Source organism: Bradyrhizobium paxllaeri, assembly GCF_001693515.2.
GTDB lineage: Bacteria > Pseudomonadota > Alphaproteobacteria > Rhizobiales > Xanthobacteraceae > Bradyrhizobium > Bradyrhizobium paxllaeri.
On record NZ_CP042968.1, the window covers coordinates 3,436,927 to 3,449,682 of the forward strand.

At 62.8% G+C, this 12,756-nt stretch carries 11 protein-coding genes; 1 reads left to right on the plus strand and 10 read right to left on the minus strand.

Translation table 11 applies throughout. The features are described from left to right. The first annotated feature begins 354 nt into the window (after positions 1-354). Positions 355-2,109: a ShlB/FhaC/HecB family hemolysin secretion/activation protein gene (locus LMTR21_RS16220; RefSeq protein WP_187399358.1), complete on the plus strand. Its 1,755-nt coding sequence runs from the start codon at positions 355-357 to the stop codon at positions 2,107-2,109. 644 nt (positions 2,110-2,753) lie between these two features. Here LMTR21_RS16220 and LMTR21_RS16225 read toward each other — a convergent pair. The 10 genes from LMTR21_RS16225 to LMTR21_RS16270 all read right to left on the minus strand — a co-directional run bounded on the left by LMTR21_RS16225 (position 2,754) and on the right by LMTR21_RS16270 (position 12,464). Continuing rightward, entirely contained in the window at positions 2,754-3,245 is a 492-nt protein-coding gene (locus tag LMTR21_RS16225; protein ID WP_065756094.1) for a peptidoglycan-binding domain-containing protein, read from the minus strand. A gap of 387 nt (positions 3,246-3,632) precedes the next feature. Continuing rightward, complete coding sequence (locus tag LMTR21_RS16230; RefSeq protein ID WP_347339175.1) at positions 3,633-4,208, minus strand: SCO family protein; 576 nt, start codon at positions 4,206-4,208, stop codon at positions 3,633-3,635. Positions 4,209-4,243: 35 nt separating this feature from the next. Next, positions 4,244-5,356, minus strand: a complete 1,113-nt coding sequence (locus tag LMTR21_RS16235) for an MBL fold metallo-hydrolase (RefSeq protein ID WP_065756096.1) — start codon at positions 5,354-5,356, stop codon at positions 4,244-4,246. A gap of 578 nt (positions 5,357-5,934) precedes the next feature. After that, on the minus strand, positions 5,935-7,134 hold the full coding sequence (locus tag LMTR21_RS16240) for an IS91 family transposase (protein ID WP_065756975.1): 1,200 nt from the start codon (positions 7,132-7,134) through the stop codon (positions 5,935-5,937). Positions 7,135-7,148: 14 nt separating this feature from the next. Then, the gene (locus LMTR21_RS16245) at positions 7,149-8,024 is read right to left on the minus strand and encodes a tyrosine-type recombinase/integrase (protein ID WP_187399165.1); all 876 of its coding nucleotides are present in this window, start codon (positions 8,022-8,024) and stop codon (positions 7,149-7,151) included. Positions 8,025-8,276: 252 nt separating this feature from the next. Then, complete coding sequence (locus tag LMTR21_RS16250) at positions 8,277-9,164, minus strand: dienelactone hydrolase family protein (RefSeq protein ID WP_065755563.1); 888 nt, start codon at positions 9,162-9,164, stop codon at positions 8,277-8,279. 425 nt (positions 9,165-9,589) lie between these two features. Next, positions 9,590-10,096 (minus strand): hypothetical protein, encoded by a 507-nt coding sequence (locus tag LMTR21_RS16255; RefSeq protein ID WP_065755564.1) that lies wholly within the window; start codon positions 10,094-10,096, stop codon positions 9,590-9,592. A gap of 157 nt (positions 10,097-10,253) precedes the next feature. Continuing rightward, on the minus strand, positions 10,254-11,141 hold the full coding sequence (locus LMTR21_RS16260) for an alpha/beta hydrolase (RefSeq protein ID WP_065755565.1): 888 nt from the start codon (positions 11,139-11,141) through the stop codon (positions 10,254-10,256). 23 nt (positions 11,142-11,164) lie between these two features. Beyond that, positions 11,165-11,629 (minus strand): GNAT family N-acetyltransferase, encoded by a 465-nt coding sequence (locus LMTR21_RS16265; protein WP_065755566.1) that lies wholly within the window; start codon positions 11,627-11,629, stop codon positions 11,165-11,167. Positions 11,630-11,900: 271 nt separating this feature from the next. Further along, positions 11,901-12,464: a transglutaminase-like cysteine peptidase gene (locus tag LMTR21_RS16270; RefSeq protein ID WP_430642552.1), complete on the minus strand. Its 564-nt coding sequence runs from the start codon at positions 12,462-12,464 to the stop codon at positions 11,901-11,903. Positions 12,465-12,756: the final 292 nt, after the last annotated feature.

Genomic DNA, 12,756 nt, shown 5'->3' on the forward strand with positions numbered 1-12,756 from the left:
TTGATTGCATGCGGCTGCGCGCATCGCGTGCGTCGCCGGAAGATTCGCCTTTTCGGAAGTGGCGCATGGTCTTCAACTGGCGGCGCTGCATGTCTCTGCACGCAGCAGTTAGTGCTGCCGTCAGCAACTCAACCGTGCACACGCTTCAGTTATGTCACACATGGAACTCAACCTTAAACCGTTATTAATCCAGAAACCATATTGGTTGACTTCTTCATTGTTCGCCGTGTGCGACAGAACGTCGGAAGCGTGCAGCCTCATGCGGACTTACATGTCGACATCGCGAAGCTCTGACAGGCTCCGGTCGTCATGATGCTGGCGCTGTCCAAACATTTCAGATCGCAGACACAGCGGATGCGAACATCCGCGCGTCATGAGAGCGCAATCGACAGACGCTGCGCGCTGCTCGTGGCCTGCGCTGTTGCAGTCGTGCCGGGCAGCATCGCGCAGGCGCAAATCGTGGAGCGCAATCTGCCGCCGGAGCCGGCGCGTCGTGCGCCGACGATCAAGATCGGCACCGACGATCTGCTGAAGAGCGACGATGCCACGCCGCTCGGCGTGAACGTTCAAGCCATCGTCTTGATTGGAGCAATCGGCGGCGCGAAGCCGATAAGCGGCGTGAAGGGTATCGATGTGGAGCAGGTCAGCGGCATCGACGCCGCCGGCTTGCGCGAGCGACTCACCTCGTTTCTCGATCAGCCGCTCAGCCGCAAGGTCATTGCCGAGGTGCAAGCGGCCGTAGCCGCAGCCTACCGCGATGCCGGGCGGCCGTTCGTGTCGATCACGCTGCCGCCGCAGGAAGTATCGACCGGTGTGCTGCAACTGCGCGTGATCCCCTTCAAGGTCGCCAACATCAAGGTGGCGGGGGCGGCGCCCGAAAGCTATCCGCCAAGCCGCATCCGCCTTGTCCCCGGACAGGAAATCGATGCGCGCAAGCTCGAGACCGATCTCGACTGGGCCAACCGCCATCCGTTTCGACAGGTCGAAGCGGTGTTCGGTCCCGGCAAGGATCTCGGCATGACCGACGTCAACATCCAGGTGACCGACCGCAAGCCGTGGCAAGTGTATGCCGGCTATGCCAACAGCGGCACGCTGCTGACCGACCGCAATCGTTATTATGTCGGCGTCAGCGGGGCGCCGTCCGCCGATATCGTCGCATCCTATCAGCTCACCGGCAGCAGCAATTTCTGGATGAATGAGGGGCTGTTCTACCGGCCCGACGACGCCCAGTATGTCAGCCAGGCGGGGCGGCTGCTGACGCCGCTCGGATTGCGCACGAGTCTTGAAGTGGTCGGCGATCATGTGCTGACCAATGAGCGGCCGAACAATCTGTTCCGGATCAAGACCGAAACCAGCCAGGCCTCGGCGATCGTTCGCACCGCGCTGTCCGATCTGCTGCCGCCGACGATCGGCGATCTCCTGGGCGGCGTCGAACTCAAGCACCAGCTGCGTACGACCATCTTCGATGGTACGCCGGTCGCGGAGGGCAGCGCCGACGTCGCCCAATTGGTGGTGGGATGGAACGGGCGCTGGTCCGACGATCTGGGCACCAACAACCTCGATGTCCGCTTCAAGTCCAATCCCGGCGGCATTCTGCCCTACAACAATTCGAACGCCTGGAGCGCCTTCACCAACGGCCGCGTCACCGACACGCAAACCAATCTCGTGACGCTCGAGTATGGCCGCGTGACGCCGCTGCCGATGGGCCTGTCGCTGAAATCGGAAGTGTCCATGCTGGCGTCGTCCAAGCCGCTTCCGGACACCGAGCGCATCGGGCTCGGCGGCATCCAGGCCGTGCGCGGTTATGTGACCGAGGACGGCTCGGTCGACCAGGCCCTGATCCTGCGCAATTCGCTCTATGCCTCGATACCCAACATGCCTTCCTGGATGCCGGGCACGCTGGCGCCGTTCCTGCTGGCCGATGTCGGCTGGGGGCGGGATCTCTTTTCCCGCCGCGACTCCACGCTGTCCTCGGTCGGCGCCGGATTCGACTTTGCGGCCGGAGCGAACTTCAATTCCAAACTGCTGGCGGCGAGGGCCTTGACCGACGGCCTCCACACCCCGGCCGGGTCCTGGCGTGTATCGGTGCAGGCATCGGTCAGCTATTGAGGGCCGCTAGGACGTGACTCATAGAGGCAATGTCGGCTTCTGAGGGCCGAGCGGGAAACTTCTGATCGGCTCAAGCACTACTACTGGTGACCCAGAACGGAAGTCGCGTCCCACGCCCTGCAACGGCTTTTATGGCTTGCTGCGACACACCGACTTTCTCCGAGGCCGTGTCTCGCGCAAGGCCGGCAAGGGTCGCGGCGCTGGAGCGAAGCTGTTGCGCGGCCGCTCGGTTCCCACGTAGCCTAAGATTGGGGTGTACTAGTTCACAATCTTGCGATGTGTTTGGTGCAAACTGTCCTTGTATTCCGCTAGGGTTGTGTTTGACTTGGAATGCTCGATTTCATCGTTCCCAGCCCCCTGACACAGATCGGCGGATCGAGTGGTCCCGGCGCAGGGATAACCAGCCTTCTGCGTCGGGACCTCTGGTGCCAGTAGAGTAGATGGAGTGCGCACGATGACGCCATTCGAGCGCAAAGATATGCTGCGGGTGATCACCATCGGGATCGCGTCGTCTGTGTTGCTGGTGGCTGCGTTTGACCTCCTGCAATAGACGAGGGCGGCTTATCACCCTCCGGCCCCTAGCCACGCGCATGCCCTGAGTAGGCTGCTTAGGCGCCTTTCCTACTATCTTGAGGCTGGACGAGTCACCTGCGGAATAGTCCGCCCACCACACCCCCCACAACGCCGTGCACCGCGCTGCCGATCGCGCCGATTGGGCCGCCGATGCCACGTGAATGGCGAGTACGGCTCCCAGCGCGACGACGGTCTTGATCGCCAGATTTGCTAGTCTGTGCCGCGGCGTCCGTTAGTACCCTGTGCTGGGCGGCGTTGAGGAAGCCAGTCGTAGGGTAGCCCTGGTCCTCCTGCCAGCGCGCGATGACGGCGCGAGTCGATTCGTCGAACTTCCCATTGACCTTGGTCTTGAACCCGAGCTTGGTTAGCCCACGTTGCACTCCACGACGCTCCGCCTTGGTGAGGCCGATCTGTTCCTCAGTCTCCTGAGTCGCTTCGTCGGTAGCGATTGCCGTTTCGGCGGGTGCCAACGTTTCGCGAGGTGTGCTACTCAGACCCGCCGTAGCAAAGTGCGCGCTGTCGACGATCGCCAGGATACACAATGCTAGGATCAAAGCGCGCATGGCCCTTCCTTCGCCCTCAAGTCTGCCGATGGTTCAGCCTGGAAAGTGAACATACACCGCGCCGTCCTGAACTATCAACGTCCGACGGCGCCACTTCGCTTCGTCGCGGGGGCAACTGTTGCCCGCGGCACACGGTTCCCTAGCCTCGCGCCGATTGTTACACGCATTGCACGGGGGCATGGGATCGGCGCATCGCCCTTCAAGCTTAGAGACGTCTAGAGCCAGCGCCGCCGAGGTCAACTTCTGGCCCTCTTCTGACCTTGCAGGACACTGCAGCGAAGCCCGCTTATCGGGGCAAGGCGTACGTAGTGTACTCACCCAACGAGTTCTTGAAATGACCCGAAGCGGACCTCAGGGTCGAGACAAAAGGGTTCACGGCGGTAGCCTTTAGCGTTCGGCTGAGAGATGAGGCTTGATGACCGCGACCATCCGATCCGGAGGGGTGCCCGGCGGGAAGAACCCGAGATACTTGCCGTCGCGATCCATCAGATAGATGAAACCGGAATGATCGACAGTGTATTCTGCGGCGCCCTCAATTGCGACCTTGGTGTAGAAGACCCGATACAAGCGCGCGGCGTCGCGAACTTGCGCAGCATCGCCCGTCAGGCCGAGCAGGCGCGAGTGAAAGAACGGCACGTAGTCGGCGAGATGCGCAGGCGTATCCCGGTCGGGATCGACAGTGACAAATAACGGCTGCACTGCGTCGCCGCCGGGGCCAAGTTTGTCGACGGCCTGCCCGATCGCCATCAGATCGGTCGGGCAGACGTCCGGACAGAAGCTGAACCCGAAATAGATGAGCATTAGCTTGCCACGGAAATCCGCGTCCGTACGAGGCTTGCCGGTGTGATCGACGAGAGTGAAGGGGCCGCCGATCGGCTCCTTGCCAAACATCACAGCGTCCATCAGTTCGCCGGCGCTGCGTTCGCCCTGCGCGTGCGTCATGGGCGCCGCACCGAGCAGCACCGCGGCTAGGACCGAGGCGACAAGCACCTGACTCTTCATCCTGCGCCCATGGTCATACGGACGCCGGTTGTCGAAACTAGCAGTCTGTCCGGCAGCTGCGCGCGCACGGCGCGAGCGAAGTTGTCGCCGCTACAATGCATCGGGATAATCACATCCGGTTCGAGCTTTTTGATCTCGGCGACAACTTGATTGAGATAGTCCTCGGGTGCCGGCCCGAGATGGAAGCCACCGACGATAGCATGTATCTTCTGCACGCCGGAAACTTCCTGTGCCTGCCGGACCGAATTGACGATGCCGACGTGACCGCAGGAGCTGATCACCACGAGCCCGCGGTCTTTTACATTGAAACAGGTGGCGTGCTCGTGGATGTGCTCGTCCGGAACGATCTTACCTACCATCTCCGCTGGCAGGTAGTGGCTCGCGTTACAGCCGAGACCATCCTTCACAGCAAATCCAACGTGCGTATTCGGCAACACTCTTTCGATGCCCGCCCTCTTGATCTTGCCCGTCGTGAAAGCGTGGTCGGCGACAACCGTCGGGTTTTCCGCCAGAACGACTGAGACCTTGTTTGCAAGCAGCTCGCGGCGATCGAGCGCGCCAAATTCGGTCAGTGCGCCGGGTGCGCCACTATAACGCTGGCAGAAATTGTCCTCCCCGCCGGCATAGAGTTTCACATCGGCGGGCAACGCGCTGCGGTATTTCTGCAGGAAGCCGATGAGGCCGCCGTAGTGATCGAAGTGGCCATGGCTCACGACCAATGCATTGATCTTGCTGGGATCAGCGCCGGTCAGTTCGATATTGTTGAGCAGAGCTTCCGGCGTATAGCCGAAGTCGAGCATGATAGTGCGCTGCTCATTGCCGCGTTGGGACTGCAGGTACAGAGACAAACCCCATTGATTGTGTAGCGCACGACGATAGTCCTGCTGCCGTGGTGCCGGTTCGATCGAGACGTTCCCCACCTTGGCCGGCCGCTCGAAGATATTCTGGCTTCCGTCGATCAGCACCCGGATCGACAGTTTGTCCACCATGGGTACGTCAATCGCAGCTGCTTTGGCGAATTCGATGCAGGAGAAGCTGCCGGCCGCGACGGCCCCGCCGATGGCCGCACAACCTGTCAGAAAATCGCGGCGTTTGAATTGCTCGATCATCAATCCCTCCCTGCAATGGAGCCAAGCGTTAGACTTGGCTGACTGGCTCCGAAACTGGTGAAGAATAGAGGGAGCGAAATCGCACCCTCAAATCCAATATCAATGAATGAGTAGTGCTCGCCCGCCGACGGCACTATTGCTGCACTTAGCTACAGAACTCCGGCACGTCTCATTGGCAACTCGTCGAAGAGTATACCACTATCGGCGCAGCCAAAGGAGCAGGTTCACTTCCGCTTCTGTGAAGGGTTTCGGATGCCGGCCGCTTGAGGGACGGCGCCGCGTGCTCGGCGGCCGGCGTCCGAAAGCCTCCAAGGGAGGAAACCGCGCTTAAGGGAACGTACGGCGGTGCGGCAGGCGCTATGGGAATTTGAGTGCCGCGGGCGCGCTGGCTGATTGGGATCGAGCCGAAGCAACGCGTTGTGCGACGGTGAAGCGGCTGACGAACGAGCGGCGGATGACGCTGAACTGCATAAGCTGTCCGACGATTTGCGACGGTGGGCAGAGAGCTGGGCGCGCTCTGCCGTGGCTGGCGGAGGGGCAGCGGGCGCGACGCGCAGATTTGCGGGATTGTAACGCGGTCATGAGGTGTCGATCCTGATGACGGTCGCTGGAGCTGTCGGCCGATGCCGTGGCGTTGCGCCGCGTTCGAAGACCTCAATGATGATCATACGACCGCCGCAGCATGGACAGCTCGGCTTTTTGGGATCGACGGCGGCAGCGGTAGGCTGGTCGTCAGGTTTTGCAACGGCGAGCAGTTCACGGGCGCGGGCGATGTTGTCGGCACAAGCGCCTTTGGCGAACAGGCCGTAGTGGCGGATGCGGTGCAAGCCTTTGGGCAGGACGTGGATGAGGAAGCGACGGATGAACTCGTCGGTGGTGAGCGTCATGTGCTTGTATCGATCGCGGCCCTCGCTGCGGTAGTCCTTCCACTTGAAGGTGACGCCGCGATCGTCGAAGGCAATCAAGCGGCTGTTGGCGATGGCAACGCGGTGGGTGTAGCGCGACAGATAGGCCAGCACCGCCTCGGGTCCGCCGAACGGGCGCTTGGCGTAGACGATCCACTCGGCCTTGCGCAGCGGGGCGAGATAGGCCGCGAAGGATCGCGCATCGGCCAGATGGATGTTCTCGCCGAAGAAGCTGAGGCGGCCGGTCTGGTGGGCGGCGATGAGCTTCTCCAGGAACAATCGGCGGAACAGGCGGGAGAGCACGCGCACCGGGAGGAAGAAGCCCGGCCGGCAGGACACCCAGCGCTGGCCGTCGGGCGAGATGCCGCCACCCGGGACGATCATGTGCACATGCGGGTGATGGGTGAGCGCCGAGCCCCAGGTATGCAGCACGGAGGTGATGCCGATCTTGGCGCCCAGATGCTTCGGATCAGCGGCGATCGTCAGCATGGTCTCGGCCGAGACCTTGAACAGCAGGTCGTAGATCACGGCCTTGTTCTGGTAGGCGATGTCGGCGATGGCCGCCGGCAGCGTGAACACCACGTGATAGTACGGCACCGGCAACAGCTCGGTCTCGCGGTCGGCAAGCCAGTCTTTCGCGGCGGCGCCTTGGCACTTCGGGCAATGCCGGTTGCGGCAGGAGTTGTAGGCGATCGTCGTATAGGCGCAGTCCGCGCAGCGCGCGACATGGCCGCCCAGCGCCGCCGTGCGACAGCGCTCGATCGCCGACATCACCTTCAACTGATCGAGGCTGACATGGCCGGCATGGGCTTGACGCCATGCCGGGCCATGGTTGCGGAAGATATCCGCAACCTCCAAGGCCGGGCGCGACACGAGCGGCCTGCGCGTCAGCTGGGCGGTCGGCTCTCCTTGAGCTTGAGCGCGATATGCTCCAGCGGGCTCATGACCTCGCTGATCGTCTTGGTGGCGACGCGGGTATAGAGCGCCGTGGTGTCGAGCTTGGCGTGACCGAGCAGCACCTGGATGACGCGGACATCGATGTTCTGCTCGAGCAGGTGGGTGGCGAAGCTGTGCCGCAAGGTGTGCAGCGAGACGCGCTTGCTGATCTCCGCCATCTGCGCGGCGGCATGACAGGCACGATTGAGCTGGCGCGTGGTCATCGGCTGCGCCGGATCGCGGCCCGGGAACAGCCAGCCCTGTGGGCGCGCCGCCTTCCACCAGGTCCGCAGCAGGTCGAGCAAGCTCGGCGACAGCATGACATTACGGTCCTTGCCGCCTTTGCCCTGCTCGACGCGGATGATCATGCGCTTGCTGTCGATGTCGGAGACCTTGAGCGAGACCACCTCGGTGGCGCGCAGACCGGCGCCGTAGGCCACGCTCAGTGCCGCCTTGCATTTGAGCCCCGGTGCAGCATCGAGTAGCCGCGCCACCTCCTCGACGCTAAGCACCACAGGGAGCTTGCGCGGCTCGTGAATGATATGGGTATGTTCGACGATCTCGTGCCGCTTCAGCGTGACCCGGAACAAGAACCGCAAGGTCGAGACGGTCTGGTTGATCGTCGGCACGCCAACACCGCTCGCCGTCAGGTGAAGTTGGTAGCGGCGGACATCCTCGAAGCTCGCCGTATCGGGTGATCGCCCGAGAAACGCAGCGAAGTTCTTGATTCTTTGCACGTAGTCATGTTGGGTCTTCGGCGCGAACTTGCGGATCGTCATGTCTTCGATCATGCGCCGGCGCAACGGGCTCACTGCCTCGTCGGTCATGGGGATGCTCCTGTCTTGAGTGAGGTTGTCGAACCCCTCGATCTCAAGGCAGGACGCCCCGTTGCGCTATCCTCTTGGCTCCGTCGCCAGCCGCGGCGCCCTACCGCGCGAGCGGTTTAGTCCTTTGGCCCTTCGGCGACCTCCGGCGATATCCGCCTTTGTGCTTGCTGTTGAGCGATGAGCCGACATCAGGTGCGACCAAACTAAGCGCCGGATTTATGAGCGCGCCCTAGTTCACGCCACGGATTCCGGCTAGCTCAACACCCCGTACTTCCTGAACCAGGCCTGCATCTGGCTCCAGGCGTCCTCGGCCGCGTCCTTGCGGTAGCTCGGGCGATAGTCGGCATGGAAACCGTGCGGGGCACCGGGATAGATCTTGAACTCGGCGGTCTTCTTGTTCGCCGCGAGCGCCGCCTTGAAGGCTTCCACCGATGCGACGGAAATGCCGGCGTCGGCTTCGCCATAGAGGCCGAGTACCGGCGCCTTCATCTCGCCTGCGAGCTGTGTGGGGCTCTTCGGCCAGACTGGGTTCGGCGGATCGACCAGCGAACCGTAGAACGCGGCGCCCGCCTTGAGCGCGCCGCTGTGGGCGGCATACTCCCACACCGTGCGTCCGCCGCGGCAGAACCCGATGATGCCCAGTTTCGAAGCGTCGCCGCCCTGCGATTTGGCCCAGGCAACGGTGCTGTCGAGATCGGATAATAGTTCGGCATCCGGCTTCGAATTCACGATCGGCATGAGCTGCGGGATTTCGGTAATCTTCGTCAGGTCGCCGCCCTTGCGGAAATAATAGTCGGGCGCGACCGCGAACGCGCCGAGCTTGGCGAGGCGCCGCGTCACGTCCTTGATGTATTCGTGCAGGCCGAAAATCTCCATCGCGACCAACACCACCGGCGGGTTGCTGACGCCGGCCGGCCGCGCGAAATAGCCGGGCATCTCGCCGTCGGCGAGCTTGATCCTGGCGTCGCCGGCCGTGAGGCCGCTGGTGTCGGTCTTGATCGCGTCGGCACGCACCGGCCCGGCGGCCAGCGTGTAGCCAGCCGTCACGGCAGCCGTCGCAGTCATGAAGCCGCGCCGCGAGAATGGTGCGACCCTGGTCAGCCCGATGACATCAGAGGTCGGCAGGGATTCGGCGCTCATGGCGGCTCTCCTTTTTTTGGGAGGCGCATTCAGCTTGCAAACCGGCGTGAACGCAAATCACCTGCTTGCGAGATGTCAGCCGCTTGGGGCGTCAGGATTTAACCGCCCAAAAATCGGGCACAAAAGAACAAGGCCGTCGACGCAGTATACCGTCAACGACCTTGCCAGCCCCGGATATTGAAATCGGCTCACGCCATCCGGTGAATTTCAGGATGCCCGGGATTCAACCGGTGATGTGTGAACCAGTTCACAAAGCTGCAAAAATGTTGCGGCAAGGGGCGCTTCAACGGTGGAAAATATCCTGGCAGCGGGGGGCACGTTGTCGTTCACGGCCGCCATAGGGATTGAAAATGGCCAAATTGCCGCGTGGACCCCTCAGATCGCGCAGGCATGGGTCATCGCCGAATGCGGTCCCAGCCAGCCGGTTAGCCGCGCGCCTTGGCGCGGCTCCGATTAGCCGCCCTACCGGAGCGGGACGTTGCCTTGCCCGACCGCTTGCGCGGCGCGGGCGATGCGGCGGGTTCGGTGGCCTGCGCGCTGGCAAAGGATTGCCGCAAGCCCTCGATCGCTTCCGTGAGCGTTCCGACCTGTTCGGACAACTTCTTGCTTTCGGTCTGTTGGGCAGCAAGCAGGCGGCGCACCGTCTGCAACTGGTCCTGCACCATCTGCAGCTGATCGATCGATTCTTGCTGCGTCGCTTCCAGGCCTTTGGTCTTCTCGACCAGTTGCTCGGACGCCTGCGCCGCGCGGGCCTGCAACTGCCGGGCCGCGACGGCGCGATCGGTCTCGGGCGCGCTGCCGGTATAGGCGCGCCACACGGCGATAGAACTAACTCCAAGCACGACAGTGACGAGAGCCACAGCGGCGATCGCAATCGGCTGTCCGCCGAAACGCGCGATGGGGCTGGCACTCCGGGGCGTGAGTTCGATCATGCGACTCCAAATCCGGACGCGATTCCGAAGTTCCAAAATAGCACAGCCATGCTGCTGCCAAAACCCGGGATTTACCGGGCGGCGGGGGAATTCCGGGCAAAACCCCGCGCGATCAGGGGTTGAGTGGGGGAGCACGCCCTTGGGCTAACAGATTGGGCTAACGGATATGCGCCCGGATGAACTGGCCGGCCTGGTCCAATGCGCGCCGGCCGTCTTCGAGATTGGCATTCCAGACCGGCCAGGCGTGGATCATGTGCGGCCAGATCTGCAGCGTCACATCGACATCGGCCGCTCCCGCAGCCTCGGCGAGCCGCGTGGCGTCGGCCAGCAACGTCTCGGCCGATCCGACCTGGATCAGGACCGGCGGCAAGCCCGCGAGATCGGCGAACAGCGGCGAGATCAGCTGATCCCTCCGGTCGACGCCCGGCGGCGCGTAGGCATCCGCGAGTTCGTCGAGATAGGCCTTGTGGATCAGGGGATCGACGGCGTCCTTGGTCTGCAGCGTGCTGCCTGACATCGTGAGGTCGGTCCAGGGCGAGACCAGCCAGGCGCAGGCCGGCAAGGCCTCGCCGGCGGTGCGCAGGTGGTTGATCAGGGCGAGCGTCAGGTTGCCGCCGGCGCTGTCGCCGCCGACGGCGATACGTGCCGCCGCGATGCCTTGCTTGCGCAGGAAGCGCCAGGCCGCAAGCGCGTCTTCATGCGCGGCGGGGTAGGGATGTTCAGGGGCAAGCCGGTAGCCGATCGCAAGGGTTCGGGTGCCCGCCGCGCGTCCGGCTTCCGTCACCAGGCGGCGGTGACTGACAATCGAGCCGGAGCAATATCCGCCGCCGTGGAAATACAGCAGCACGCGCGAAAGCTCGCTGCCCGGTACGATCGACCACTCGCCGGCAACGCCGTCGCAATCGACCGCCTCGCATCGAACGTCCGCAGCCACCGGCCATGTCGATCCGACCTCGTCGAGGCGCTCGCGCCGTTCCGACCAGCCGACCGGCCGCGGCTTTGACGCAAGCAATTTGCGGATGGCGTCGATTTCGCGTTCGGCCATGTCATCCTCTCGGAATGTCCGCGCTACAACAGCCCGCGATAAACCCCGGGCTCGGAACCCTCGATCGGTATCGCGCCGACTGTCTTTGCATAGAACTCCGCAGGCCCTACGCCGCCGATGATGGCGTAGCCATATCCCTGCTGCTTCATGGCTTCGAGGCAATTGAAGAGCAGCGCCTTGCCGATCCCGTGCTTTCTCTCGTTCGCGTCCACACCCGTGGGTCCAAAGAAGTTGGGACAGGTCGCGTCATGGCAGGCAAACCCCAGAATGCTCTTTTGCCTGATGGCGATGAAGCAGGAGACCGGTTGTCGGGAAAACGCCACATCGACTTCGCTGGCCCACGCCTCGCTGAAGTTCTGGCGGACCCAGGCGACAACCTTGTGCTTTTCCGGAGCCAGGGCGCGCCGCGTCGTGATGCCGGCTTTGCTCAGGCGCTCGAACACGTCGCGGGAGGCAGGCAGCGCGTAGAGCTTTACCAGCATGTCCATCGGCGGCGGCGTCCTTCAACGATTCAGCCTGTGCATTATCGCGCTTGGGCGAGCACTCGTAAATCCGTTGGCGGCCTTCCGATGGCAGGCGGATATTGCAGGCGCGCGGCAGAAAGCGACTGTCAGCCCGGCGACAAAAGTGGACAGCCGGCAAATGGCACCCCAAAAAAGTTGCGGCCACCCTTTGGGGGAAGGGTGGCCGCGCGCGAACCGGTCTGGGACGGGGAGGGGTGGGGATGTGACCGGGTCGCGGGTTCGTAAATTCCTTCTGTTATCGATCGCGTGACGAGGCGGTGGCGACCGCCGGGCGGCTGTCACCGAGCGAGACCCACACGTTCGGGTCGCTCTGCGACTGACGCTTGACGAAGCGGTAGCCGGTCTCGGTCCAGGCCAGGACGTTTTCGTTCTGGTTGTCGAGCACGAACTCGCCCTTGTCGCTCTTCACCGTCAGTACCGCGTGTCCTTCGCCCTTCTTGTCGCGCACCACCGTGATCAGCAGCGCCTCGCGCGGCCATCCGGCGTCGATCAGCATCTTGCGCTTCAGAAGCACATAGTCCTCGCAGTCACCGTAACCGTCCGTCGGCAACGACCACTTCTCGATCACACCCCAATGATCCATGTCGGTGATCGGCTTGATGGTCTCGTTGACCCACTTGTTGACCCGCAGCAAATCCCGCCACGCCGTCTGCGACATCACGATGTCGCGCGGCTGAGACGCGCCGCCGCGGCATTCGCCAGCGTTCTCGGCGCAGAATTCGACCCAGCCGATTGGCGAACGCGCGGTCTCGCCCAGGCTGGCGTAGAGGACGTCACCGGCCTTCGCCGAGACGCTCATCGAAGCGTTTATCCCTAACAGGACGGCGATGATCGCCAGTCCCTTCCCCTGTCCCCTGAACAACATCGTGGCCCCCGTTTCTTGTTGGGACCACGTTTCGCACAAAGGATTTGCGCCGCCGCTAAGTCAGGCAAGTACATTTGACGTGAATACTAGTAAAAGGCGCGACGAATTCGATCTATACTTGAATCGAATTCGACTAAAATTTGAAACAACTGCAATTGATTCAAATTTTACGGATTAACTCCTGTGACGCTGCAAATCGCAGGGATTGCGCGGGCAAAAGCGCCTC

Coding starts and splice junctions, on each gene's coding strand:
- LMTR21_RS16220 (WP_187399358.1), top strand. CDS start 355: ATGCGAACATCCGCGCGTCATGAGAGCGCAATCGACAGACGCTGCGCG.
- LMTR21_RS16225 (WP_065756094.1), bottom strand. CDS start 3,245: ATGCGCGCTTTGATCCTAGCATTGTGTATCCTGGCGATCGTCGACAGC.
- LMTR21_RS16235 (WP_065756096.1), bottom strand. CDS start 5,356: ATGATCGAGCAATTCAAACGCCGCGATTTTCTGACAGGTTGTGCGGCC.
- LMTR21_RS16245 (WP_187399165.1), bottom strand. CDS start 8,024: ATGACCGACGAGGCAGTGAGCCCGTTGCGCCGGCGCATGATCGAAGAC.
- LMTR21_RS16250 (WP_065755563.1), bottom strand. CDS start 9,164: ATGAGCGCCGAATCCCTGCCGACCTCTGATGTCATCGGGCTGACCAGG.
- LMTR21_RS16255 (WP_065755564.1), bottom strand. CDS start 10,096: ATGATCGAACTCACGCCCCGGAGTGCCAGCCCCATCGCGCGTTTCGGC.
- LMTR21_RS16260 (WP_065755565.1), bottom strand. CDS start 11,141: ATGGCCGAACGCGAAATCGACGCCATCCGCAAATTGCTTGCGTCAAAG.
- LMTR21_RS16265 (WP_065755566.1), bottom strand. CDS start 11,629: ATGGACATGCTGGTAAAGCTCTACGCGCTGCCTGCCTCCCGCGACGTG.
- LMTR21_RS16270 (WP_430642552.1), bottom strand. CDS start 12,464: ATGAGCGTCTCGGCGAAGGCCGGTGACGTCCTCTACGCCAGCCTGGGC.